The sequence below is a fragment of the Glutamicibacter sp. JL.03c genome, from assembly GCF_025854375.1.
In the GTDB taxonomy this organism is placed as follows: domain Bacteria; phylum Actinomycetota; class Actinomycetes; order Actinomycetales; family Micrococcaceae; genus Glutamicibacter.
Genome location: NZ_CP107575.1, coordinates 3,049,131 through 3,071,732 on the forward strand (window position 1 = coordinate 3,049,131; position 22,602 = coordinate 3,071,732).

Here is a 22,602-nt window from a genome sequence, read left to right on the forward strand (position 1 = left end):
GTGGCGAGGGCGGTGCCTTCACCGCTCTCGCCACTACTGTCCAACGCCGAAGTCGCCCCGCACCATCATGGTCCACGAACTGTGAACATCTAGCTCGCCGCGAGGCTCCGCCGCAGGAAAGCATCCACCCGTTCCAAGGCCTCGGCCACGCGCTCATAGCCGGCGGCGAAGGACAGCCGGATGAACAGGTGGCCTTCGAAGGGGTCAAAGTCCCCGCCCGGAGTCAGGGCAACGTGCGCATTGTCCAAAACTTCCTGGCAGTAGCCGGACGCCGAACCAAAATGATCCAGTATCTCTGGGGCGAGCTTGCCATAAAGGTAGAACGCCCCGTCTGCAGGCGCAGCCTGTTCGATACCCAGCTTCTCGAAATTCCCCAGCACCAGCTGGCGGGTCCGCGCGAATTCCCTGACCCGCGCGTCGGCCTCGTCCAGGCTCTGCGGGGTGAAGGCGGCGACCGCGGCACGCTGGGCCGGGGCGGGCGCGCAGAGTGCCAGGTTGGAGGCCAGCGCATCCACGGCGGGCAGCAGATCGTCGGGAACGATCATCCAGCCCAGGCGCCATCCGGTCATGCCCCAGTACTTGGAGAAGGACGAGACCACCAATGAGGTCTGGGAAAACTCCCATGAGGTGTGTCCCTGGCGCTGGGGATCGAATTCTATGCCGTGGTAGATTTCGTCGCTGATCAGCCGGACATCATGTGCTTGGCACCATTGGGCCAGCAGTTGCAGTTCCTGGGCGCTGAACATCGTGCCGGTGGGGTTATTCGGCGAAGCCACCACCAGCCCGTCAAGGCGTCCGTGCTCCGCCAGGACCTGTTCAAGATTCGCGATGGTCGGCTGGAAGCGTTGCTCCGCAGTAGTCGGCAGATCCACCACCGCCAGGCCCAGGGCGCGAAGAATATTGGCATAGGCCGGATAACCGGGTCGGGCCAGCGCCACCACATCCCCCGCGTCGAAAGCGGCAAGGAAAGCCAGCTGGAAGGCGCCGGAGGATCCGGTGGTCATCACGAAATTCTTCGCCGGGATCTGCACGCCGTATCGGCGGTGATAGTGCTCGGCGAGGGCTTCGCGGGTTACGGCCAGCCCTGCCGTGGAGGTATAGCCGAAGTCGGCCTGCTCGCCATGCAGCTGCGCCGCAAGCTGGTTGACCGCGGCCGGCGCTCCGCCGCCAGGTTCGCCGACGCACAGGGAGATCACGTCGTAGCCGGCCTGTCGCATCTGGCTGACCTGTTCGACGATCTGCATCACTTCAAAGGGTGCGACCTGGGCACGCCGGGATACCTGCACTATAGCGTCCTCACGAGTTGGTGGCGCGGATCGCTCCGCATGGCTACTCCAGCAGTCCATGCTACCTTGGCTATCCCGGCGGCCAGCTGGTGGCTATACCGGCTGGCGGCGCACCGCCCGTGTCACGGTCTTGGCCAGCATCAATACCAGCAGCAGGATTCCCACGTAGCCATTGACGACATACACCAGATTGACCATCTGCGAAAACGACAGCAGCAGGCCGATGATGGTGCCCAGCAAGGCCAGCCCGACGGTGAGGTATTTGAAGCCGGTCGTCTTGTCTGCATAGAAACGAGAAGAAACTGTCCAGAGCAGGGGTACCGCGGTGGTGTAGATTCCCGCCAGGATCATGACTGAAATGCCCGCGGCAAGCACCGGATTGATATCGGAGGCCAGGACCAGCATCGGAATTTCCGTTCCCCCGACCCGCGTGATGTTAGCCAGCAATCCCAGGCCTACGATGACGCAAGCCAGTGAGAAGACGGTTGAACCGGTCAGCGCACCTGCGACGGCTTCCTTGCGATTGCGCGCGGTCTTGCCCAGCGCGGTCAGGAACGCAGCCAGCCACAGCATGCAAAAGCCCACGTAGGACAGCCCGGACATGAACCAGTTGGTTGAGGCTTGTGTCAGCTCAAGGGTTGGCAACAGGGCCTGGCCTTCGGCGATTCCACTGGGATTGCGCAGGATGCCCAGCAGCCCCAGGCTGATGGCCACCACCACGATCAACGGGCCGATCTTGCCGATGACGTCCACCAGGTTCTTCAGGCCGAACCAGACACTCAGGCCTACCACGACCGCCAGCCCAATGCCTCCAAAGTATTTGGACAGTCCGTAATGCTCCTCGAATACCGCACCGGCACCGGCCACCATGACGGTGAAGCTCAGGAAGACGAAAAGGATGGAGAAGTAGTCGAAGAAGGTGCCCAGGTATTTACCGCAGTAGTAGTGGAAGATCCTTGATGGCTTCTCGAACTTCCGGGCTTGCCCCACGATGAAGAACTCAACGGCCACGTAGCCCATGAGTATCAGCACCAGCAGACCTGTGCCAAATATGCCTGCGTATCCGTAGGAACTGAAATACTGCAAGATCTCTTGGCCCGTGGCGAATCCCGAACCGATGAGGAAGGCGATGATTGCGCCGGCGTAGGTGAGGATGCGCAGCATTCTCCCCTTGGTTCCGACGGCCGAAAGTTCTTGCGATGAGGTTTGACTACCCACATGGACCCCTTGTGACGAAGCTAACAACGTACCTGATATATCAGTATCACATCAAAGGTATTCGGGTAAATAGTTTGCGTCAACAGTTTTGCGGAGGTGCGCAAAATAGTTTTCACGTCGGTAACATCCCTGACCAACGGCGGACAAATATCGCTCCAAGTCATTGTGGGTGACGCGGAATTTCTGGAGACTGGTACCAGAGAGCGATCGGCAGCTGCTGGTTTCTGGCGGACGCCGGCCGCCAGCAGCGCCGGCACCGGAATTCTAAGGACGATCAGTGAGCAAAGACAGAGTATTTGAAGCAGTAGTCGGCAAAGAGGGCGGATGGTGGAACATCTGGGTCCCAGAAATCGACCAGGTGACTTGCACCCGGAAATCGCGCAAGATCGCCAGCTACACCCGAACCCTGATTGCCGCGGTGCTGGGAATCCCCGAATCCTCGTTCCGGGTCGAACGGGAAATGGTCAGCGCCGCGGAATTCGAGCGGCGCTATACCGCGGCAGTGCGCGGCACCGATGCGCAGGAAAAACTGTAGGCGCGTGCAGCAAGCCTCGCTTAAGCAGGAATCGGGGCCGTGAGGCCCCGATTCCTGTGATGCGCTACTTGTCGCCGTCGGCCGCCAGCTGGCCGCAAGCGCCGTCGATTTCCTTGCCGCGGGTATCACGCAACGTGGTTGGCACGCCGAGCTCATCGAGCCGGCGAACGAACTTCGAGGTGATATCCGGCTCGCTGCGGGTCCAGATGGAACCGGGAACCGGGTTCAGCGGAATCGGGTTCACGTGGGCCCAGCCGCGTCCGCGGGCGTTGAGCTTCTTGGCCAGCATTTCGGCACGCCACTCGTGATCGTTCATGTCCTTGATCAGCGCGTACTCGATGGAGACACGGCGACCGGTCTTCACGTAGTAGTCGTACGCGGCATCCAGTGCTTCGTCGACCTTCCAGCGCGAGTTGACCGGGATCAGCTCGTCGCGCAGTTCGTCATCCGGCGCATGCAGGGACAGCGCGAAGGTCACCGGGACGTTCTCGTCGGCCAGCTTGCGGATGGCTGGAACCAGGCCCACGGTGGACACGGTGATGCCGCGGGCGCTCATGCCCAGGCCCTCAGGCGCTTCGGCAACCATGCGGTGCACGGCGTTCATGACGCGCTTGTAGTTGGCCAGCGGCTCGCCCATGCCCATGAACACGATGTTGCCAACGCGCTCATCAGGGTGCTTCTGGCCGCCCAGGCCGCCTTCGGCGATCACGCGGTTGGCCTGGACGATCTGGTCCAGGATCTCCGCGGTGGACATGTTGCGGGTCAGGCCTGCCTGGCCGGTGGCGCAGAACGGGCAGTTCATGCCGCAGCCGCACTGCGAGGAGATGCACAGGGTAATGCGGTTCGGGTAGCGCATCAGCACGGACTCGACGAGTGAACCGTCGAAGAGGCGCCACAGGAACTTGATGGTCTTGCCATCGTCGGTCTCCAGGCGCTTGACCTCGGTGAGCAGCTTCGGGAACATGGCGTTGACCAGTTCCTCGCGGCGCTCCTTGGGAAGATCGCTCATCTTCTCCGGATCGGTGGTGTAGTGCTGGAAGTAATGCACGGAGAGCTGCTTGGCGCGGAAGGCCGGCAAGCCCAGGGCCTTCAGCTCGGCCTGGCGCTCGGCAAGGGTGAGGTCGGCCAGGTGCGTTGGCGGCTGGGAGACGCGGCGCTTGGTCGAGAACTGCAGTTCCGGGCGGCCATCGGCGCCCATCTCCTGCTTCCAGCCTTCGGCGGTGGGGATAACCTGCGAACGGCCTTCGGCTTCGGCGCGGGATTTGGAAATGCGCAGCTGCTGGGCACGCTGAGCAGCGGCCTGCTCGGTACGCAGTGCCTTGCGCTCAACGGCGGTCAGTGTGGTGGAATCGCTGGAAGTCATTACTACCCATTGTTTCACGTATCCGCGCAGGTTTGGCGGTGAGTTAGGGCACGGATGATTGTGCCTGTGCCACCGCCTGCCGTAGAGGCCGCCATCGATGCCGGACCAGCTTACCGCCGTTGCATGGGCATCAGCTGGATTTCGCCGCAGCCGGAATGATGCGCTCATTGGTGATCATGACGTTCATCGTTGCCACGGCGCGTTGCGCAGAATCGGCTGCCGGGGAGTCCTGGGCGATTTCGACAATGCGTTCGCGTGCCTGGGGTCCGCTCATCGAAGTAAGCTCATCGGCCAGAACCTGTTGCGTGGTTCCGGTAGCGTGCAGGATCGAAAGCACCGCGCAATCGATGACGCCAGGGATCCTCTCGCCCTGGATTTCAGCGGCAAGATCGTGGCGAATCTGCCGTTCGATCTGCTCATTGAGCACGTGAACGCGTTCCTTGCCCAGGCCGAGCATTGTCTTGGAACCGTATTCGAGGATGCCCTGCTTGGCCAGCGAATCCGTCACCCGCCGCACATTGCACAGGGAGGGGACCTTCACCGCGGCACCAAGGGAGGTGATGGACTTCCGCTCCAGCTTTTCCAGCGGTTCTGCCAGCACCGGATCGGGGCAGGGGCCGGCGCCAATGAACTTGATCCGCGAATCCGGATCCTCGCTGAAGGCGATCCTGCCCGCGATCATCAAGTCCGACAGCACCGCGGCATTCATTCCGTACCGCGCCTGCGACATGACCGCTTCGGGCTTGGGGTGGTTATTGGCCATCAGCAAGTAGAGCTTTTCCGTGATCAGCATGCCTACAGGCTACCGATCCAGCAGCACCCACGTCCTCAGTCTTTTGACGGATATTGTGACGCTCCGGGGTGCTGGGGCTCCTTTCCGTCGCGGGTCATGGCCGCGGTGGTCCGGATGAACACCGAAATCCAGGAGAACATGATGGCCACGACCGCCAGCTCGAAACCCGTCAAATTGTAGTACGACCACTCGTGCCACAGGATGAAGGCCGCCCAGAGGGCTCCGACCGCGGCATAGGACATCATGTGGAAGACCGCAGGATAACCCGGCAGGAGCACGACGGTACCCATCAGCAGGATGATCATGGCCACCGAAGCCAACTGGACAAAGCCCGAATGCACCTGCATCGACACATTCACCGGCACCAGGCCGATGCCGATAATGGCCGTGGCCACCACGACCAGGCACCACCGCACCACCCGGGGGCGCGGACGAAGGCTCCTGGCCAGCTTGTACCTGCGCAAGGCCGGCCGGCAACGGTAGGTTTTCGAGAGCAGCACCAGATCACGGGTCAAGAATTCGGTGAAGGCCGCCAGCACCAAACCCGAAATCACCAGGGTCAGGTTGAAGGTCCAGAACGAGCCTCGGCCCGCCTGCGTGGTGCCCAAGAAGGAGAACATGCTGCGCCACCAGCCCTGCTCCTCGGCCAGCAGCATGCTGATCAGCACCCCGGCCGCCATGAACATCCCGAGCACCACCGACAGGGTTTCGGCACTGGTCCGGGCCGTGGCCACCAGGCACAGGTAGGCAGTCAGCCCGGTCACCGCGCTAACCGCCAGGGCACCAGCCAGCACGTCAAAGTGCAGTCCGAAGAAGGCCTGCTGGAACAGGTGGAAGACCACCAGGATGGTCATCACCGAGCTGGCCGCATGCACCAGGATCAGCCCCGTCCCGGTCACCAATTGCCGCCACACCGGAATATGCCGCAGCCAGGGTTCGCGGTGCCGGAGGATAGAGCGGAAAGCATAGGCGCTCATGGCGGCCGCCGCGGTCGCGCCGCACACCGCTGACACCCATCCCACCGACCAGCGTCCGAAAAGCGCAGGATTCTCGCCGGCGAAAAAGATGAGCCCTGCGGTGAGCCCGAAAACAGAGCAGATCAGGCCGGCCCACAAAGCCCGGCGTTCAATGTCGAGTTCGGTGATTCGGTGGGTCACGGCGGCATCGGGATACAGGTATGGCACGGACCCCATTCTCTCATTGGCCCCGTGGCCTAGTGGCCGGCGAGCGCCACGACGCCTTCGGCCATGAGGCTGATGGCTCCGGCAAAGGCGATGAGCACCACGAAGGCCCGGCTGTACTTGGCCGGGATCTTCGGGGCCAGATAGTTCCCCAACAGGATCCCGATAAGCATCGCCCCAAAGCAGGCGGCCCACTGGCTCCACTGCAGGTGCGGCAATCCGCCCTTGGCCAGCAGCGAGGTGCTGGACAACACCAGAAAATACAACTGGACCGAGATCGCGAACTTCGCTTGCGGCCACCGGCTGGCCACAGCGTATCCTGCGATGGCCGGCCCGGAAACCCCGGCGGTCACCGACATGAAACCGGAAATCGCGCCCGCGCCAATGGCCATCGGCTTGCCCTGGGCCGCAGGCAGGTTGCGCACCAGGAAGCTGGAAACCAGGGCGAGAATCACCATGACCGCGATGCCGATGGACAGCCATGGCCCTTCCACTCGCGCTGCAACCCAAGCGCCGGGGAGGGTCATGAGCATCGCCGGAAGCAGCAGCAGCGCGACTTTCCCGTACTCGACCTGGCGGAAGACCTGCACGAAAATCATCAGGCTGCTGCAGGCTCCGAGCAGATTGACCAGCGTGATTCCCGCGTGCGGTCCGAGAATGAGCACGAGGAATGGCGAGGCCACCAGGGCGAAGCCCATTCCAGAGATGCGTTGGGTGGACGCTCCAACGAACACCGCTGCCGCCAGCGAGATCACCGCCGCCAGTTGCACGCCTTGCTCCACACTGCCCCCACATCATTGTTGTTCCTCAACTATTACGTTAGTGCACTGCCAATGTGTCCGTTGACCTGACGGCGAGCTGACCAGGGTCCTAGGCTGGAGAAGTGAGCAACGACGTAGAATTCTTAATCATTGGCGGCGGGGCCATGGGCAGTGCCACCGCCCTCTCGCTGGCACAGCTCGGCCACGAAGTGCTGCTGCTGGAACGCTTCGAACCCGGGCACCTCAACGGCGCGTCGCATGGAACCACACGGAACTTCAACCCTGCCTACGCCAGGCCCGAGTACCTGCGCTTGCTGCAGCGGGCCAACATCTTGTGGGACGAACTCTCCACGCAGGCCGGCACCGAGCTGCTGCACCGCACCGGCCTGGTGAACCACGGCATCGTTGCCGAACAGCGCCACATGCACCAGGTGCTGGCCTCGGCCGGCTTCAGCAGCGAGCTGCTGGGCATCGAGGAGGCCGAGGAACGCTTTAGCGGCATGAGGTTCGAAACCGAGGTGCTGCACATTCCAGCTGGCGGGCAGATCAATGCCGATGCGACGGTGGCGGCCCTGCAACGGCTGGCCGCCGAAGCCGGGGCCAGCATCAGGCATTCGCAGCAGGTCACCGGCTTCGAAGTTCTCAGCGAGGACCAGGTGGCAGTGGCGGTGCGCACCACGCAGGGCGAGCAGCGGGTGCTCGCCCGGCACGTCGTGCTCACCGCAGGAGCCTGGACCCGGCAGCTGGGAGGATCCTTGCCGCTGCCTGCCATCCATGTCACCGAGGAGCATCCGGTGCATTTTGCCCTGCGCGCGGAGCCGGGCAATTTCCCCGGGTTCAATCACAGCCTGCACAGCGGTCGCGACATCGGCTCCCCGGTCTTCGGCCCCGTCTATGGCATGCACACCCCGGGGGCGGGCATCAAGGTCGGCTGGCACGGTTCGGGACGCATCATCGATCCCGAGCAGCGCCCGCACCTGGTGATCGAAGACCAGCTGGTTGCCTTGCAGCAGTATGCGCAGCGGTGGCTGCCCGGCGTGAATCCGCAGGACTTCGCAGCGATCTCCTGCACCTATGCCAACACCGAGGACGAGGATTTCATCCTCGACAGGCTCGGTCCGGTCACCGTCGGTGCCGGTTTCAGCGGGCATGGCTTCAAATTCGTGCCGGCCATCGGCGAACATCTCGCACAGCTGGCCAGCGGCCGGACCGCACCCATCCCCGCCTTCAGCGCGGCGCGCACGATCGGGGCCCCGGTGTTCCTCGAGCGCAGGGCGCAGGCCGGGTTGGCCTGAAGCCTGAGCGTCCCGCACCTGCCGAAGCTGCCTGCGGCAAATGCGGGACGAGGCGTCTGCTAGGAGTGGTCTTGCACCTTCACGTACCTGGTTTCGGGCCGTGAGGTGTAGAAGCCCGCGCGGCGCTTGCGCGCGCCGACCAGGAACGCGGCACCGAGCACCAGAATGCCGGCCCCGACCAGGAACACCAGGCCCACCCCGCCGATCTCGGTGCCGGAGCCGTAGGCCGGATCCAGCGAATCGATGATGGTCTGCGCAAAGACGGCCACCAGGGCGATGCCGCCCAGCAGCGGAGCCAGTCCGCGCGTGAAGAGATTGCGCGCCGAGTGGAGCAGGGTATGCCTGAAGTACCAGACGCAGGCGAAGGCGGTGATGCCGTAGTAGAAGCAGATCATCATCCCCAGTGCCAGGATCGTATCGTTGAGCACGTTCGTGGAGACGAAGCGCATCAGCGCGTAGAACACGGTGGAGATCACCGCGGCGACGATCGTGGAGAAAGCGGGAGTACCGAACTTCGGGTGGATCCGAGTGAAGGCCGCGGGCAGTGCGCCATGATGGCCCATGGCCAGCATTGAACGGGCTGGCGAAATCATCGTGGACTGCAACGAGGCGGCGCAGGAAGCCAAGGTGGCCAGCGAGAGCAGGATCGCGGCCGGGCCCAGCACCGGCCCGCCCAGCGAGGCGAATACATTGCCGATTCCCTCCGGGTTGGCCAAGCCGAGCCCGGTGTCCCCCACGCCCGCATAGACGGTGGCCGCCACGGAGGTCAGCAGGTAGATCCCCAGCACGATCACCGCGGTGAATCCGGCGGCCAGTCCGGAAGTCCGCTCGCCATTCTTGGTTTCCTCGTTCATGGACAGGCAGACGTCCCAGCCCCAGAAGGCAAAAATCGACAAGCTCAGTCCGATGGCCATGGCGGAGAAGGAATCGATGCCCATGGGGTTGAACCATTCAGGCGAGAATTCCACGGCTGGTGCGGCTTTCGCGAAGGCCGCGATGGAGAACCACAACAGCAGCACAACTTGGAATCCGACCAGCAGGTACTGCACCAGCGAGGCCGCATGCAGGCCGCGCACCGAGACCCAGGTCGCCCCGAACATGAACACCAGACAGGTAGCCACGTTGATCCACGGGTTGGATGCCAGGTCGGCCAGTGAATCATTGCCGGTGAGCTGGGCGAGGAACAAGTAGAAGAAGTCCACCGCCACCCCGGCCAGGTTCGAGAGCACGATGATATTTGCCGCGAGCATGCCCCAGCCGCCCATCCAGCCGGCGCGTGGCCCGAAGGCCCGCCACACCCAGGTGAAGGTGGTGCCGTTATCCGGCATCGCGCGATTCAGTTCGCGATAGCCCAGGGCCACCAGGAACATCGGGATGAAGCCGAGGATGAAAATTGCCGGGAGGTGGGTGCCCACCGCCTCGGCGGTGGGACCGAGGGTGCTGGCCACGACATAGCTCGGGGCGATGGTGGAGACTCCGATGATGATCGCGGTGAACAGGCCGATCTGCCCGGCGGTCAATCCCTTGCCCGTTTCGGTGACCGGGCTGGTGCTCAAGGTGCTGGTTTTGCCTCCGCCGTTCATATCACCGGCGCCTTGTCTTCGGTGCCGCGTGCGAGTGCGTTCATCGTGAACCCTCCAGATCATAAAACGAATCAAATTCATTTAAGATGATAGGGAGTGATCCAGCTCTCAGGCAAGGGAAAAATGAATAAGTTTCATATATCGTCCTGGCCCAACGCCGCCCCGGCAGCCGCACGGGGCACGAAACGGCCATCCCACCACCGCTTTGGGGTGCGCGGCGCGCATCCTGCCTCAAAATATATAGAGGCACGAAGTCCCCGGGCGCTGGCGCCCGGGGACTTCGTACACGGCAAGGCGCACCTGGCAGCTAGCGGGCAGGGACCTGCTGGGTGATGCAGTGGATTCCCCCACCGCGTGCGTAGAGCTCGGTGGCATCCACCGCCACAACCTTCAGGCCCGGGTAGGCCTCAGCGAGGATCCGGGCTGCCTCGGCATCATTTTCGTCATTGAAGGCGCAGGCGATGACACCCCCATTGGTGACCAGGTGGTTGATGTAGGAGTAGTCCACCCAGCCGTGCGCGTCGCGCAGGATCCGTGGCGCCGGGACCCCGATCAGCTGGAGCTTGCGCCCCTGGGCATCCGTGGATGCTTCCAGCCGCTCGCGGACTTCCCGGGAGATCAGGAAGTCCGGGTGCTCCGGGTTTTGCTGGTCGTGGTAGAGCACGACGCCCGGGGCGGCGAAGCAGGCGACGATATCCACGTGCCCGCGGGTGCCGAATTCCTCGTTGTCGCGGGTCAGCCCGCGATCCAGCCAGATGACCTTGGAGACGCCGAGCTGCTGGGCGAATTCCGCTTCGATGCCAGCCTCGGTGGCGCCGGGATTGCGCCCCGGATCCAGTTGCACGCTGCGGGTGGCCAGGATGGTGCCCTCACCATCCACGTGGATGCCGCCGCCTTCGTTGGTGATCGTCGATGGCACGCGCACAACGCCTTCGCGCTGCGCCAGCGCGGCGGCGATCTTCGAGTCCTTGCCCCAGGCGGCCCAGGACTGGGCACCCCAGCCATTGAAATTCCAGTCGATGGCCGACAACGTGCCCTCTTCGTCGCGCACGAAGGTCGGGCCGATATCGCGCATCCACGCGTCGTCGAGCTCATGGATCGCATAGTCGACGGTGTCACCCAGGTGGCGGCGGGCGTCCACCTCGGCCGACGGGTCGACCACCATGGTCACCGGGGTGAATCCCGCCACCGCGCGGGCCACGTTGGCCCAGGTGGCGCGGGCGGCCTCGGCCTCTTCCTCGGTGTCCCCCAGGGTGTAGCCGCCGGAGGGAAAGGCCATGTAGATGCGCTGATGCGCCTCGGTTTCAGCAGGCATGAAGAGCTTAGACATGCGCGCCTTCCTCCTGCTCGCCCAGGGCCAAGTCATTGCGCTGCCGGGTCATCGCGCCGTAGGTCTCGGGGCGGCGGGTGCGCAGGAACGGGAAGAGCGTGAGCCAGTCGCGGCGGGCGTCCAGGTCCAGGGTGGCGACCAGCACCGCGGATTCATCGCGTGGGGCGCGGGCGAGGATGCGGCCGTAGGGATCGGAGATGAAGGAGGAGCCGTAGAAGGTGAGCGCTCCCTCATCGCCCCAGCGGTTGGGCACCACCATGAACAGGCCGTTGGCGATGCCGTTGCCGATGATGGTCTGGCGCCACAGCGGCTCGGTGTCGAAGTCCGGGTGGTCAGGCTCCGAGCCGATGGCCGTGGGGTAGGCCAGCAGGTCGGCGCCAGCCAGCGAGTAGATGCGCGGCGGTTCGCTGAACCACTCGTCCCAGCAGGTGGGCAGGCCCATAGCCAGATCGCCGAGCGCGGGCACGCGGTGCACCGGGTAGGGATCTTCTGCCGGTCCCTCGCGGAAGTACTTGTCTTCGTAGTATCCGGCGGTGCGCGGAATGTGCAGCTTGTTGGTCAGCGCGACGATCTCGCCCTCCGGCGAGACGACCACGGCGGTGTTCAGGCCCAGGCCATCGTCGGACGGGGCCTTGCGGAACAGCGAAATGTGCACATGCAGGTTATACTTGGCGCTCATCGCGCGGGCAAAGACCAGGGTCGGGCCGGTCTCGAGATCCTCGGCGGTCTCGTCGGCGGCTTCGGGATCCGGGATCACGAAGGCCGGATACTTGCTCAGGGTGACTTCTGGCAGGTAGACGATCTGCGCGCCGTGGGATGCGGCGCGGGCGATGCCGTCCTCCAGTTCATCGCGCAGCGCTTGCGGGTCTTCCTGCCAGCGGTGCTGGACCAGAGCCACGGTGATTTCTCCGCGCTCAGGAGCGGTGGCGCGGGCCGGCGAGGCAGGGGCGTCAAGTGCGAGTATTTCCTTCATGGTTGCTCTCCCAGCAATTAAACGAATGCTATTCGTTTAAACTATAGGCAGTTGCCGGCGGAACCCGCAAGGCTAAAACGAATCTTTTTCGTTTAAATTCGGTATGCTCTGATAAGACGCAATTCCAGGAAGGTCGCTTTCACCATGGCACGCCCCTCAAAGCCGAAGCTCAATCCCGAGGTCATCGCCGAGGCCGCGTTGGCACTGGTCGACAAGCACGGGGAATTCACCCTCCCCCAGCTCGCCACGTCGCTCTCGGTCAGCGCATCCTCGCTCTACAACCACGTGCAAGGCAAGGATGAGATCGTGGAGCTCATGCGAGGCCGGGCCATGGCGGTCATTGATTTGCCCGAAAGCCAACCGGAAAGCTGGCAGCAGACTGTGCGGCTGATCGCCACCGCCTATTGGAGTTCATACTCGAAGCACCCTCGACTGATTCCGCTGCTGACCAGCCACACCGTGCGCGATCGCACGACCCTGCGGGTCTACGATGCACTGGCCGAGGCCTTCAGCCAGGCAGGGTTCGAGGCAACACGGCGCCTGCAGGCAATTACGATCATCGATTCCTTCGTGCTTGGCTCCGCCCTCGACGCCGCCGCACCGCAACAGGTATGGGAGCCCGATGACAGCTCCAGCCCGCAGTTCACAGAGGCACTGGACGCAGGGCTCCCCAGCGCACAGCGCGCCCAGTCCACCTTCCTGCTGGGCCTGGACGTCATTCTCGAAGGACTGCGCTCGGTACCCCGCGCCTAGTGAAGCGTGCAGGTCAACTGCTTGTTAGCACCCAAAAGCCCCGCAGTGGCGTGCACCTGGGTGAAGCTCACCGGCACCGACTGCCAGGAATTGTACTGCGCGTAGATGGAGACGGTGAACGTGCGGTCGAACCCCACGAGCAGGTCCAGCAGCGACCCGAGCAGGCCGTTGCTGGACGCGATGCCCGTGGTGTAGCTTCGCGCCGACGCTCCCAAGGCCTCGCTTTTGACTTCCGTGCCCCCATTGAGTTTTGCCGTCACCAGGAATCCGGTGGGAGCGATTCCCGCCGTCTGCCAGTTGAATCTGATGTTCTGGTTGTTGCCCGCATTATTCGTGCAGGTCGTATTCGCTGGCGGGGCGAGCGTGGCGGCCTGCTGGGAGGCCGTGGCCCTGGCGCTGCCGAGAAATGCGGCGTCCGTCACCACCGGGGCCGGGGCTTTCATCCCCAGGCCGAGCAGGCAGGCTGCGACCACACCGATCAGCACGGCATTCCTGAGTCCTATCCTCATGGCGGTGCCGGCATCGTCAGGCGCCTTCGGTCCGGTTCCTCGCCGGCGTCTTGCGCCTCGGCGGCTCCTTCCCTGGCCGCTCGGCGGATCCGATGTTTTCCCAGGCGCGATAAAGGCCAGATACAACAGGTACGCGCAGAGCACCCCACCCAGGAAATAGGCCCACGGCTGGCTCATCCAATTGACCGCATAGCCCAGCAGCGGAGCACTGAAAATCAACTTGTCGACCGAGGAAACCGGGTAGGGCTGCAGATCCGGAACGGGGTTGGCATCACCCTTGAGCACGAGCCCCTGCGGAATATTCTCCACGACGCGATGGGTGATGCGCTGGCCCTCGCTGTTGACGACTGAGACCACATCTCCCGGACTGATATCGGCAACCTGAGTGGGAATCGCGAGCCCCAGGGAGCCGCTCGGGATGCCGGGCCCCATGGATCCGGACACGAAGACCAGCGGCTTGATTCCGAACACGAGGGCAAGCAACGCCATCAGCAGGCACAGGGTGCCCGCGACGGCACAGGCATTGAGCACCAGCCGCTGAAACCGCGCCAGCGCGGTGCCCGTAACCCCGGTGATTCGTCCTGTATCCATGTCATGACCCCACGGTTGACGTGAATTCTAATTCGATGGTGGTCGAGGCGCCCTGCAAGGCGTTCGCTGCGCTCAGTGGCAGCGAGTATTGCACGCACAAGGTTTCACTGGCCCCGGAAGCCAACGGCCGGGCAGTGGTGGCGCCGCCGAAGGCAGCCCCCGCATTCTTGGTGAGCAGCGTGGTACCGCCCGAGCACGTCACGCTCGATCCGGTGCCGCTGAGCGTTGCCCCGGTTTTCACGATGACGCCCAGCCCAGCACCCAGGGTCCCGGACCCGGATTCGATGACTCGGCCTTGGAAGGCATAGGGCGCGGCAATTGAACCGGTGTTCTTCACGGTGACCGTGGAACCCGAACTCGCCCCGGGGAACAGGCTGCTGCCGGTGATGGGCATCTGGTAACTGGTTGACGTGGCCGTTCCCGCGGAAGCACCAACACCCAGCGCCACGGTTGCGGTACTCACATTCGCGGTGGCCGTGGCCTGACCTGTCCACGAGGCCAGGGTCGAGACCGTACCGAACCCCACCAGGATGCCCAGGGATAACAGTGCCTTGATCCGCAATGATCGCTCATTCATCGTTCCGCCCCCTTGCCGTGGCCTTGTCCGTATTTTTCCGCGCGGCTCCCCGCAGCAACAAGCCGACCACCGCCGCACCAGCGGCCGCACCGATCAGGGAACCGCTGAACCCGGTATCAACCAGGTGCTCGGGGCCATCTGGCGGCCGCGGTTCACCGCCGGCATCGAGTTCCGCGGCAGTCACCTCGACCTTAAGCGAAGGAACTTTCCGATCCTGCGAGGCGTTGCTCGCCGACTCGGGCAGACCCAGCTTCAATTCGAACTCTGCGACCTCTAGTGGATCCAGGACCATCACCTTGCTCCCGGCGGCCACGAAGTACAGCTGCGTTGAAGCATCGGGCGCGATGGGCCGGATGCTGACCTCGACAGCGCTGTCGCGATCGTTGCGCACCTGGAAGGAACCGGTGGATTCTCCCCCCGGCGCCAATATGTCGCCGCCGCCGAAAACTGGTGGTGGAACCGGGGAGAAGTCCTGGCCATCGAGGCTGAAACTCAGCCCCGGGGCGGTGTCCTCCGCCGTGGCCGGGGCCGCCAGGTGCCACCCGGCACAGAGCATTGCCGCCAGACACGCCATGCAGATGGCCACCCGCTCCCGCCTTTTCATGCGTGCTCCCGCTGCCGATCACGCCATGCCCCGGCAAACATGGACAGCGAATAGGCCATCAGGCCGCCCGCCACGATCCACGTCAGCCAGGTCCTTTGCTGCAAGGACAAGGCACTGTTCACATGCCCCAGGAGTGGAACCGAGTACCAGAGCTTGCCTCGAATCTGCTCGGCGCGGACCGGGTCGTCATTGGCATTGTTTGCGTCCCCGCGGAATATGATCTGCTGCTGGCCATCCAAGGTTGAAGCGACCGCTACCACGCGATGCGTCACAACCTCCGGTCGACCGGATTCCAGTTGATAGGTGGCTACATCACCGGTCCGCAGGTGCTGCGGGTCGACCGGTTTCACCACCACCAATGCCCCGGGCGGGAATTGCGGACGCATCGAGCCGGTGAGCACCGTATAGGCTGTGGCTCCACCCAATCGCGGCACGATGACCATCACCGCAACCAGAGCCAGGACGGCAAATAGCGCCAGCCACGACAGCACCTGGGCGCACCACCAGAAGAACCCCGTTCGTTCCGGCGTGCTCCGAGGCCTTGCCCGTGGTCGCCGATTCATCCCTGCTGCCCCGCGAAGGTCAGCGTGACGGCGGCTTTCCCGCCGGCCGCGCCCTGTGTTGCTCCCGCTGGCAACGAGAGTCGCACGCACAGGGTTTCCGAGGCGGCCGCGGGCTCGGCGCGCAGCACCCTGGCGGTGGCGAATGACGCATTAGCCCCCACTGCCCCACGGTAGAGCTGGACCCCGGCCAACGCCTGGTCAGCCTCGCAGGCCGCCGAATCCATCCCGGAATAAACACTCAACTGCAGGGAACCGAATAGCGCTTGATCCGAAGCACTGGGCGAGGGCAGGGTATTGACGGCCCCATTCAACCTGTATGCCAAGTCGACAGAACCGGCATTGCTGATCACCAGCGGTGCCTGCGTGAACGATCCAGGCACCAGCCCGCTGCCAGAGAGAGTTGCGAAGGGATAGTCCACGCTGCCGCCAGCCAGCAAGGACAGTGAACCAGTTTTGAGCGCCGGTGGATCCACGATGCTTTCGGCACGCCAGCTTGCCGCCGTGCTTTGGGCGCTGATGCCCAGCATCAGCAGCACCAGGGCGAACACCGTGAATTTCAAGGGCTTGGGCATACTCCAACCGATCCGCATTCCATGATTAGGCGCGCACTTGATCCAGCGTCAGGGTCAAGGCTTCCAGGTCCAGGGTTTGGTCGTAGGTTGTCGGCGGGGTGTCTCCGTCTCCGCCCTCAGCGAAGGTGACGGTAATCAGGAATGGCACTGAATAGCTCCCCGGCTCGGCAAAACTGAGCGTTCCATCGGGTTCCTCGGTAATTCCGTCTGCCGAGGCATCCACCTGCAAGGAAACGGTGACGTACCCTTCCAGGGCTCCCAGTCCTGTTGCGGCCTGGTCCACGGTCAGCCGGCCAGCAATGTTCTTGCCTTCAGCATCGATCGTTGCGGTCTGGCTGAAGGCCACCACATCCCCGGGGACCAGCTGGTGTGCATCCGGGTCGAACGCCTCGGGGGCCGCGGGATCGCTGATGTCCTGCCAGACGCCCTGTCCGCCAGTGGTCAAGTTCAAGTGGCCAGTTTCCACTGTGCCGGCGTCAATGGTCTGCTGCGCCTGCCAGCGCGCGATGGTTCCGGCTCCGCCCAGTAGCAGCGCTCCGGCGGCGACGGCGGCAATGGTGGCTTTGGTTACCTTCTTCATGAATTTCCGTCCTCAAAGGTCAAGCTGCATGACTACTCGCACTTTAAGTAAAGCTTGTCTATTGAAATCCACAACCCCTCTCAGGTCCGCCACCCCATCGAGGACTGGGAAGGAAGAACCAGGGCCGCGGAATACCTTCGTCACGGACTCGCGAAGCTCGATTGCAGATAGCCAAAATATCGCTATTGACTAGTCTCTTTATGAAGAACAATGATGACAAGAAGGCGCCAAGGGGCGGCTCCGTGACAGATGGCCAAGATCTACTGCCGATCGGCCAATTATTACATCCGATCAGGCGGTCGAAAGACGAAGAATAAACCGTAAGCGAGCGAATAATTGCTAGCCGAGCCGGCTGGGAGCCGAGGCGAAGAGGTTCAGGCCCATCGCCCTGGATAGCTGGCCGATAGCCAATTGGGCCCGCACGGAATTCCCCGCCATATCCAACGGCGGCGAAAACGCGCCGATGGCACCCTTGCCGGGGGCCACGGCCACGATGCCGCCGGACACTCCCGACTTCGCGGGGATGCCAATTTCAAAGAGCCACTCGCCCGAACGTTCATAGAGTCCGCTGGTGGCCACGACCGCCAAGGTATCGCGGCAAACATCCGCGTCCACTACCCGCTGGCCGGTCACCGGGTTCACCCCGCCATCAGCCAAGGTGGCACCCATGATGGCAAGGTCGTGGGCGGTGACGTTCAACGAGCATTGCTTGGTGTACACGTCCACGGCGTCCGTTGGATCATCATCGAGCCGGCCATTGCTCTTGAGCAAGTAGCCCAGGGCCTTGTTGCGTTCATTGGCCAGCGATTCGGAGTGGTACACCTCGTCATCCAGGCTTAGTGAACGACCGGCAAAAGCCGACAGCCCTTCACGGACGTTCTCCCACTTCTTGGCCGCAGTTCTTCCCGGAATCAGTGAAGTCGTCGCAATGGCGCCAGCATTGACCATCGGGTTCATCGGGTTCCCGTTGTTCAGCTCGAAGGCCATGACCGAGTTGAACGACATGCCGGTATTGTTCACGCCGATGCGTTCGCGGACCAGTTCACGCCCGTGCTCCTGCAGGACCAGGGCATAGACAAACATCTTGGAAATGGACTGGATGGAGAACCGGTATCCGCAATCACCCACCGAATGCACCGAACCACCGACATGCGACATGGCAATGCCAAAGAGATTCGGGTCGGCCTGGCCGAGAACCGGGATGTAGTGGGCCAGCAGCCCCTCATCAACATCGGCATAGCGCTCATGGGCTTCGTTAAGCAGCTGATCGATCCGATCATGTTCCAGCGCACCAGTAGATACCTGCTGAACCACGTCGTCGAAGTCAGTTGGGATGGTCTCGTTGCTGCCCTCCGACGGATAGTTCACGCTCACCCTCCCATGCTGCTTCCAACGACGATCTGGACTTGCCTGACATGAGACTACCAACAGCAACACCACTTGGCATCATCGAACACCCATCGACGGTCCGTGGCCGGTAGCACAGCGCTGCGCCCATTGGCGAGACTTTGTGTTTTGGGTGACAATGTGGAGCAACTTACAGCGCATCCACCCCTGCCTGACTTAGCATTTTGAGCATGGCTAAGGGTATTACATTTCATACGCGCAAGTGGGTTCGCCCAGAAGATCTGAACGCAAATGGCACGCTGTTCGGTGGCAGCCTTCTGCGCTGGATCGATGAGGAAGCAGCGATCTACTCCATCATCCAGTTGGGCAACAAGCATGTTGTCACCAAGTTCATGTCCGAGATCAACTTCATCGCCTCCGCCAAAGAAGGCGACCTCATCGAGATGGGCCTGACCGCCATCGACTTCGGTCGAACCTCGATCTCCCTGCGAGCAGAAGTCCGCAACATCTTCACCCAGGAATCGATTCTCACCATCGAAAAGATCGTGTTCGTCAACATCGGCGAAGATGGCCAGCCTGAGCCTCACGGCTACGACCACATCACCTACACCCGTGACCGCATTCCGCTGGAAATCACCAAGTCGCTGATCTAGCCTTTCACTCCCATTGCCCTCAGCCCGCACTGCAGCCAGGGTATTCCCGAGGCCTCGCGCTGTCGCACCGTCCTGGTGTACAGCTCGGGGCCTCGTTGTTTGTTCGCTGCAGTCCGCCCGATGCTCTTGATCTGGCAGGATGCATGACGCAAAGTAGTAGTTGCCATCAAGCAGCACCCGCCTCGACAGGAGCGAGCCACCACCATGGGCCAGATGATTTTTGTCAACCTACCAACCGCGGATCTAGCCACAGCAGACAAGTTCTATGAGGCACTGGGATTCGCCAAGAATCCTGCCTTCTCCGACGAGAATGCCACCTCGTGGATCATCGATGAGAACATCTTCGTCATGAGCCTGCAGCAGGAATTCTTCGCCAGCTTCCTGGTCAACGGGGACAAGCCCGGACTTGGCACCGGCCAGCGCGAAGCGCTCAACGCGCTGTCCTCTGATACCCGCGAAGGCGTGGACGATTTTGTCACCCGCGCCCAGGCCGGCGGCGGCAGCATCTACCGCCCGGCCGACGAGCCCTTCCCCGGAATGTACCAGGCCGCTGTCCAGGATCCCGACGGCCACGTCTGGGAAATCTCGTGGATGAGCCCCGAAGCCTTGCAGTCCATGGAAGCCTCCGCAGGCTAGAGCCGCGGCCAGGCTAGGACACTTCTGAATTCCGCAAATGCCGTGCGGATGAAACCGCGCGGCGTTTGCGGAATTGCTTTTTCATCCCCTTGGACGGGTACACCGGTTCCGGCCACCTCGGCTGAAGCTCATCACCCAAGGTCACTCCCCGCATCCGTCGTCCGAACATCGGCAGCACCCACTGCCTGAGCCATTCGACATCACGCTGGGTCGCCTGCCAGAAACCCACCCGCTGGCACTCCCCGAGCGGATCGAATTCCAGGTGGTGTTCCGAGCCGAGGATCTCCAGAATGCGGATCGCCATGTAGCGGTGGCCGGCACGGTTCATATGCAACTTGTCGGTATCCCACATGCGCTTGTCGCGGTAGACATCCCACTGCCAGTAATCCACGAGCACCACGTTCTCGGGATACCTGAGCGCCAACTCGCGCACGCACTCGTTGAAGCGCCAGTTCCGCCTCTTGAACGGGGCCAAGACCGGATGCACCGGGATATCAAAGCCGGTGAATAGCAGGACTTTGGCCCCGGTGGATACCAGGTCGGCGACGGCTTGGGAGTAGCGTTCAAGGAAAAGCTTCATATCCTTGCGGAACTCCAAGATGTCGTTGCCGCCAGCGTAGAAGGTGATCACTTCCGGCTTCAGGGCCAACGCGACCGGAATCTGCTCCTTGACGATCTGCTCCAGCCGGCGGCTGCGGATGCCCAGGTTCACGTACTGCCATTGCGGATCGGCCTTGGATAGCTGCTTGGCCACGCGATCGGCCCAGCCACGCACGCCATTGGGCAGCCGAGGCTCCCAGTCCCCCACGCCTTCGGTGAAGGAGTCCCCTAGCGCCATGAATAGCCGTCCCATGGTAGGGACGCTATCGGCACTGGCTGAAGACCTGATTGATAGCTGGCAAACGCCGGGGCACCGGCAAGTGGACATTGAACCAACGGCCGGGTTCCATCAGCACGCAGGCATCAGCGGCTATTTGCCAGGCTTTCCATCACCGAGAGCCCTTCCACCTTGGTGAAATCAGCGCGGACCTGCGAGGAAATTGCTGCGGCAACCTCATTGGTAGTCATTCCCATTCCCGGACCGGCCAGTTCCGGCAAATCCTTCAGCACGGTCACCGCTGCGGTTTCGATGGCCTGCGCTGCGGTCTTTTCCCCGAGATGGGCCAGCATCATCGCCGCTGAGAGAATCGCGCCTACCGGATTCGCCCAGCCTTTGCCGGCAATGTCCGGCGCTGATCCGTGAATCGCTTCGAACATGCTCGGAGCCGAGCCATCAAGGTTCAGGTTCCCGCTAGCGGCAACACCTAGGCCACCTTGGATGACAGCGCCCAAATCCGTGATGATATCGCCAAACAGGTTATCCGTGACCACGACGTCGAACTTTTCCGGCGCAATGGGAAGGTGGAAGCACATGGCATCAACGTGGACGTAGTCCACCTGGACTTCGGGGTATCGTGCTGCCACGGAATCAACGACTTCTTGCCAGAGTTTTCCGGCTTCGATGAGGATGTTTTTCTTGTGGCAGAGCGTCAGTTTCCGGCGGCGGCTCATGGCGAGCTTGAAGGAATATTCGACGACTCGCTCGATGCCTGCCCTGGTATTGACCGACTCCTGCACAGCAACGGTATTGGCCGTATTGGCATGGATCGTCGACCCCTGGCCGACGTAGGCTCCTTCGGTGTTTTCACGCACGATGACCACATCGCAGCGTTCCGGCGTGAGGCCAGCGATCGGAGTCGCTACGCCGGGATAGAGCTTGACCGGGCGCAGGTTGACCGCTTGCTCGAAGGCCTGCCGCATCGCGAGGATGAATCCTCGTTCCAGGATTCCCGGCTGCACCGACGGGTCTCCCATGGCCCCGAAGAGCACGGCATCGTGCGTTCGAAGTTGTTGTTCAAGGTCGCGGTTCCATAGTTCTCCAGTGGCCAGATAATGTTGCGCCCCCGCTGCGTAGCGGTGGTATTCCAGGCCGATGCCGAACGTCTCTTCTGCGGCCGCCAGCACTTTTAGCGCGCCATCCATGACCTCGGGACCAATTCCGTCTCCGGGTACTACTGCGATGGAGTAGCTGTTCATAGCGTGGTCCTTTCATTGTTCTCGATAAGTTGGAGCAGTTGGTCGAAGTAGTTCTTGATCTCGCGGCGCGCATCGGGCACCGAACCGTGCACGATCGCTTCACTGGCCACCTCGGTAAATCGAAATAGCTGGTTCTCGAATTCCCGATACCAGGGTCGGGCGGGCAGCCAGACCTCCTCTGTCAGCCGCACCATCGGCACGCCGCGGCGCAGGTGATCATTGCGCGTGCATTCGAGCAGCTCTGTGTGAAATCTTGACCGGTTTCGAGGCGATGGGTCGCTAGCCAGGCTTGCCAAAGACTTCTGGAAATCGGCAAGCTGTACGGCTGCGTCATTGCGCTGCAAGAGGTCGCACGCCCCTGTTTCGATCATTCGCCGGTAGTGCATTGCATCCTTGAGGGCACGAGACGTCATTGCTTTCACGGTGGCTCGGCCAGATTCATCGAACTTGATCAGCCCGTCGTTTTCCAGCAGGTTCAACGCATCCCGCAAGGGGGTTCTGCTCACTTCCAATTGCTCCGACAAGGATGCTTGCCGCAGCTGTTCCCCTTGCTCGTACCACCCGGAGAAAATGCGTTCACTGATCAGGCCCGCGGTTTCAGCCGCCAAAGAGATGCTGCTGCGCCACTTCGTTGACATCTGCACCGCCCGGCATCGGATTCTTGCCCATATCTGGCTTGGTATCCAGAGGCATCTTGTTGACCAATTCTGTTCCAGCACCCCGTCCGGTTGTCAATGATTTCGACGATTCTGGCCGTCTTTGGCGTAAAATTGAGCAAATTCATTGACTGCGAGCTAGATCACAGGTTAGCTTGAATCACCTA

The 22,602-nt window shown here is 62.5% G+C and carries 25 protein-coding genes; 5 read left to right on the forward strand and 20 right to left on the reverse strand.

Annotation, left to right across the window (positions count from 1 at the left end; all coding sequences use genetic code 11):
- Nucleotides 1-89: 89 nt before the first annotated feature.
- A complete protein-coding gene (locus OF385_RS14130) occupies nucleotides 90-1,286 on the reverse strand; it encodes a pyridoxal phosphate-dependent aminotransferase (protein ID WP_264275944.1) in 1,197 nt (398 codons plus the stop codon).
- Nucleotides 1,287-1,379: 93 nt separating this feature from the next.
- Complete coding sequence (locus OF385_RS14135) at nucleotides 1,380-2,450, reverse strand: hypothetical protein (protein ID WP_264277939.1); 1,071 nt, start codon at nucleotides 2,448-2,450, stop codon at nucleotides 1,380-1,382.
- A gap of 331 nt (nucleotides 2,451-2,781) precedes the next feature.
- Here OF385_RS14135 and OF385_RS14140 point away from each other — a divergent pair, with 331 nt between their 5' ends.
- Nucleotides 2,782-3,039, forward strand: a complete 258-nt coding sequence (locus OF385_RS14140; protein WP_264275945.1) for a hypothetical protein — start codon at nucleotides 2,782-2,784, stop codon at nucleotides 3,037-3,039.
- Between the two features lie 64 nt (nucleotides 3,040-3,103).
- Here OF385_RS14140 and rlmN read toward each other — a convergent pair whose 3' ends face one another.
- From rlmN to OF385_RS14160, 4 genes are all read right to left on the reverse strand, one after another.
- A complete protein-coding gene (gene rlmN, locus OF385_RS14145) occupies nucleotides 3,104-4,402 on the reverse strand; it encodes a 23S rRNA (adenine(2503)-C(2))-methyltransferase RlmN (protein WP_264275946.1) in 1,299 nt (432 codons plus the stop codon).
- 130 nt (nucleotides 4,403-4,532) lie between these two features.
- A complete protein-coding gene (locus OF385_RS14150) occupies nucleotides 4,533-5,195 on the reverse strand; it encodes a GOLPH3/VPS74 family protein (RefSeq protein WP_264275947.1) in 663 nt (220 codons plus the stop codon).
- 35 nt (nucleotides 5,196-5,230) lie between these two features.
- Nucleotides 5,231-6,379, reverse strand: a complete 1,149-nt coding sequence (locus OF385_RS14155; protein WP_264275948.1) for a hypothetical protein — start codon at nucleotides 6,377-6,379, stop codon at nucleotides 5,231-5,233.
- Nucleotides 6,380-6,408: 29 nt separating this feature from the next.
- Nucleotides 6,409-7,146 carry a sulfite exporter TauE/SafE family protein gene (locus OF385_RS14160; protein ID WP_264275949.1) on the reverse strand — a complete coding sequence of 246 codons (738 nt, stop codon included), beginning with the start codon at nucleotides 7,144-7,146 and terminating at the stop codon, nucleotides 6,409-6,411.
- Nucleotides 7,147-7,259: 113 nt separating this feature from the next.
- Here OF385_RS14160 and OF385_RS14165 point away from each other — a divergent pair, with 113 nt between their 5' ends.
- Nucleotides 7,260-8,432: an FAD-dependent oxidoreductase gene (locus OF385_RS14165; RefSeq protein ID WP_264275950.1), complete on the forward strand. Its 1,173-nt coding sequence runs from the start codon at nucleotides 7,260-7,262 to the stop codon at nucleotides 8,430-8,432.
- 59 nt (nucleotides 8,433-8,491) lie between these two features.
- Here the strand turns inward: OF385_RS14165 and OF385_RS14170 are convergent, their stop codons facing one another.
- The 3 genes from OF385_RS14170 to OF385_RS14180 all read right to left on the reverse strand — a co-directional run bounded on the left by OF385_RS14170 (nucleotide 8,492) and on the right by OF385_RS14180 (nucleotide 12,318).
- Entirely contained in the window at nucleotides 8,492-10,015 is a 1,524-nt protein-coding gene (locus OF385_RS14170) for an APC family permease (protein ID WP_264275951.1), read from the reverse strand.
- A 307-nt stretch (nucleotides 10,016-10,322) separates the two neighbouring features.
- Entirely contained in the window at nucleotides 10,323-11,345 is a 1,023-nt protein-coding gene (locus OF385_RS14175) for an agmatine/peptidylarginine deiminase (RefSeq protein ID WP_264275952.1), read from the reverse strand.
- A complete protein-coding gene (locus OF385_RS14180) occupies nucleotides 11,338-12,318 on the reverse strand; it encodes a nitrilase-related carbon-nitrogen hydrolase (RefSeq protein WP_264275953.1) in 981 nt (326 codons plus the stop codon). Before OF385_RS14180 ends, OF385_RS14175 begins: the two co-directional genes overlap by 8 nt.
- 144 nt (nucleotides 12,319-12,462) lie before the next feature.
- On the opposite strand from OF385_RS14180, the gene OF385_RS14185 reads away from it, so the two are divergent.
- On the forward strand, nucleotides 12,463-13,071 hold the full coding sequence (locus tag OF385_RS14185; RefSeq protein WP_264275954.1) for a TetR/AcrR family transcriptional regulator C-terminal domain-containing protein: 609 nt from the start codon (nucleotides 12,463-12,465) through the stop codon (nucleotides 13,069-13,071).
- On the opposite strand, the gene OF385_RS14190 is transcribed toward OF385_RS14185, so the two are convergent.
- The 7 genes from OF385_RS14190 to glsA form a co-directional block, all read right to left on the reverse strand.
- Entirely contained in the window at nucleotides 13,068-14,171 is a 1,104-nt protein-coding gene (locus OF385_RS14190) for a signal peptidase I (protein ID WP_264275955.1), read from the reverse strand. The genes OF385_RS14185 and OF385_RS14190 overlap by 4 nt on opposite strands.
- A 1-nt stretch (nucleotide 14,172) precedes the next feature.
- Nucleotides 14,173-14,748 carry a hypothetical protein gene (locus OF385_RS14195; RefSeq protein ID WP_264275956.1) on the reverse strand — a complete coding sequence of 192 codons (576 nt, stop codon included), beginning with the start codon at nucleotides 14,746-14,748 and terminating at the stop codon, nucleotides 14,173-14,175.
- Complete coding sequence (locus OF385_RS14200; RefSeq protein WP_264275957.1) at nucleotides 14,741-15,352, reverse strand: hypothetical protein; 612 nt, start codon at nucleotides 15,350-15,352, stop codon at nucleotides 14,741-14,743. The genes OF385_RS14195 and OF385_RS14200 overlap by 8 nt, the downstream gene beginning before the upstream one ends.
- Nucleotides 15,349-15,843 carry a signal peptidase I gene (locus OF385_RS14205; protein ID WP_264275958.1) on the reverse strand — a complete coding sequence of 165 codons (495 nt, stop codon included), beginning with the start codon at nucleotides 15,841-15,843 and terminating at the stop codon, nucleotides 15,349-15,351. The genes OF385_RS14200 and OF385_RS14205 overlap by 4 nt, the downstream gene beginning before the upstream one ends.
- Before the next feature lie 68 nt (nucleotides 15,844-15,911).
- Nucleotides 15,912-16,487: a hypothetical protein gene (locus tag OF385_RS14210; protein WP_264275959.1), complete on the reverse strand. Its 576-nt coding sequence runs from the start codon at nucleotides 16,485-16,487 to the stop codon at nucleotides 15,912-15,914.
- Nucleotides 16,488-16,512: 25 nt separating this feature from the next.
- Nucleotides 16,513-17,067 carry an alternate-type signal peptide domain-containing protein gene (locus tag OF385_RS14215; RefSeq protein WP_264275960.1) on the reverse strand — a complete coding sequence of 185 codons (555 nt, stop codon included), beginning with the start codon at nucleotides 17,065-17,067 and terminating at the stop codon, nucleotides 16,513-16,515.
- A gap of 339 nt (nucleotides 17,068-17,406) precedes the next feature.
- A complete protein-coding gene (gene glsA / locus OF385_RS14220; RefSeq protein WP_264275961.1) occupies nucleotides 17,407-18,435 on the reverse strand; it encodes a glutaminase A in 1,029 nt (342 codons plus the stop codon).
- A gap of 209 nt (nucleotides 18,436-18,644) precedes the next feature.
- On the opposite strand from glsA, the gene OF385_RS14225 reads away from it, so the two are divergent.
- Nucleotides 18,645-19,067: an acyl-CoA thioesterase gene (locus OF385_RS14225; protein ID WP_264275962.1), complete on the forward strand. Its 423-nt coding sequence runs from the start codon at nucleotides 18,645-18,647 to the stop codon at nucleotides 19,065-19,067.
- Between the two features lie 204 nt (nucleotides 19,068-19,271).
- A complete protein-coding gene (locus OF385_RS14230) occupies nucleotides 19,272-19,703 on the forward strand; it encodes a VOC family protein (RefSeq protein ID WP_264275963.1) in 432 nt (143 codons plus the stop codon).
- Nucleotides 19,704-19,716: 13 nt separating this feature from the next.
- On the opposite strand, the gene OF385_RS14235 is transcribed toward OF385_RS14230, so the two are convergent.
- From OF385_RS14235 to OF385_RS14250, 4 genes are all read right to left on the reverse strand, one after another.
- The gene (locus tag OF385_RS14235; protein ID WP_264275964.1) at nucleotides 19,717-20,556 is read right to left on the reverse strand and encodes an SGNH/GDSL hydrolase family protein; all 840 of its coding nucleotides are present in this window, start codon (nucleotides 20,554-20,556) and stop codon (nucleotides 19,717-19,719) included.
- A 110-nt stretch (nucleotides 20,557-20,666) separates the two neighbouring features.
- Nucleotides 20,667-21,779: a 3-isopropylmalate dehydrogenase gene (locus OF385_RS14240; RefSeq protein WP_264275965.1), complete on the reverse strand. Its 1,113-nt coding sequence runs from the start codon at nucleotides 21,777-21,779 to the stop codon at nucleotides 20,667-20,669.
- Nucleotides 21,776-22,387 (reverse strand): GntR family transcriptional regulator, encoded by a 612-nt coding sequence (locus OF385_RS14245; RefSeq protein WP_264275966.1) that lies wholly within the window; start codon nucleotides 22,385-22,387, stop codon nucleotides 21,776-21,778. The genes OF385_RS14240 and OF385_RS14245 overlap by 4 nt, the downstream gene beginning before the upstream one ends.
- The gene (locus tag OF385_RS14250; protein WP_264275967.1) at nucleotides 22,377-22,514 is read right to left on the reverse strand and encodes a hypothetical protein; all 138 of its coding nucleotides are present in this window, start codon (nucleotides 22,512-22,514) and stop codon (nucleotides 22,377-22,379) included. Before OF385_RS14250 ends, OF385_RS14245 begins: the two co-directional genes overlap by 11 nt.
- Nucleotides 22,515-22,602: the final 88 nt, after the last annotated feature.

Bases quoted from the DNA above. Each gene is read 5' to 3' on its own strand.
- OF385_RS14135 (WP_264277939.1), bottom strand. From the start codon at position 2,450: ATGCTGCGCATCCTCACCTACGCCGGCGCAATCATCGCCTTCCTCATC.
- rlmN (WP_264275946.1), bottom strand. From the start codon at position 4,402: ATGACTTCCAGCGATTCCACCACACTGACCGCCGTTGAGCGCAAGGCA.
- OF385_RS14150 (WP_264275947.1), bottom strand. From the start codon at position 5,195: ATGCTGATCACGGAAAAGCTCTACTTGCTGATGGCCAATAACCACCCC.
- OF385_RS14170 (WP_264275951.1), bottom strand. From the start codon at position 10,015: ATGAACGGCGGAGGCAAAACCAGCACCTTGAGCACCAGCCCGGTCACC.
- OF385_RS14175 (WP_264275952.1), bottom strand. From the start codon at position 11,345: ATGTCTAAGCTCTTCATGCCTGCTGAAACCGAGGCGCATCAGCGCATC.
- OF385_RS14180 (WP_264275953.1), bottom strand. From the start codon at position 12,318: ATGAAGGAAATACTCGCACTTGACGCCCCTGCCTCGCCGGCCCGCGCC.
- OF385_RS14185 (WP_264275954.1), top strand. From the start codon at position 12,463: ATGGCACGCCCCTCAAAGCCGAAGCTCAATCCCGAGGTCATCGCCGAG.
- OF385_RS14190 (WP_264275955.1), bottom strand. From the start codon at position 14,171: ATGGATACAGGACGAATCACCGGGGTTACGGGCACCGCGCTGGCGCGG.
- OF385_RS14195 (WP_264275956.1), bottom strand. From the start codon at position 14,748: ATGAATGAGCGATCATTGCGGATCAAGGCACTGTTATCCCTGGGCATC.
- OF385_RS14200 (WP_264275957.1), bottom strand. From the start codon at position 15,352: ATGAAAAGGCGGGAGCGGGTGGCCATCTGCATGGCGTGTCTGGCGGCA.
- OF385_RS14210 (WP_264275959.1), bottom strand. From the start codon at position 16,487: ATGCCCAAGCCCTTGAAATTCACGGTGTTCGCCCTGGTGCTGCTGATG.
- OF385_RS14215 (WP_264275960.1), bottom strand. From the start codon at position 17,067: ATGAAGAAGGTAACCAAAGCCACCATTGCCGCCGTCGCCGCCGGAGCG.
- OF385_RS14225 (WP_264275962.1), top strand. From the start codon at position 18,645: ATGGCTAAGGGTATTACATTTCATACGCGCAAGTGGGTTCGCCCAGAA.
- OF385_RS14230 (WP_264275963.1), top strand. From the start codon at position 19,272: ATGGGCCAGATGATTTTTGTCAACCTACCAACCGCGGATCTAGCCACA.
- OF385_RS14235 (WP_264275964.1), bottom strand. From the start codon at position 20,556: ATGGGACGGCTATTCATGGCGCTAGGGGACTCCTTCACCGAAGGCGTG.
- OF385_RS14240 (WP_264275965.1), bottom strand. From the start codon at position 21,779: ATGAACAGCTACTCCATCGCAGTAGTACCCGGAGACGGAATTGGTCCC.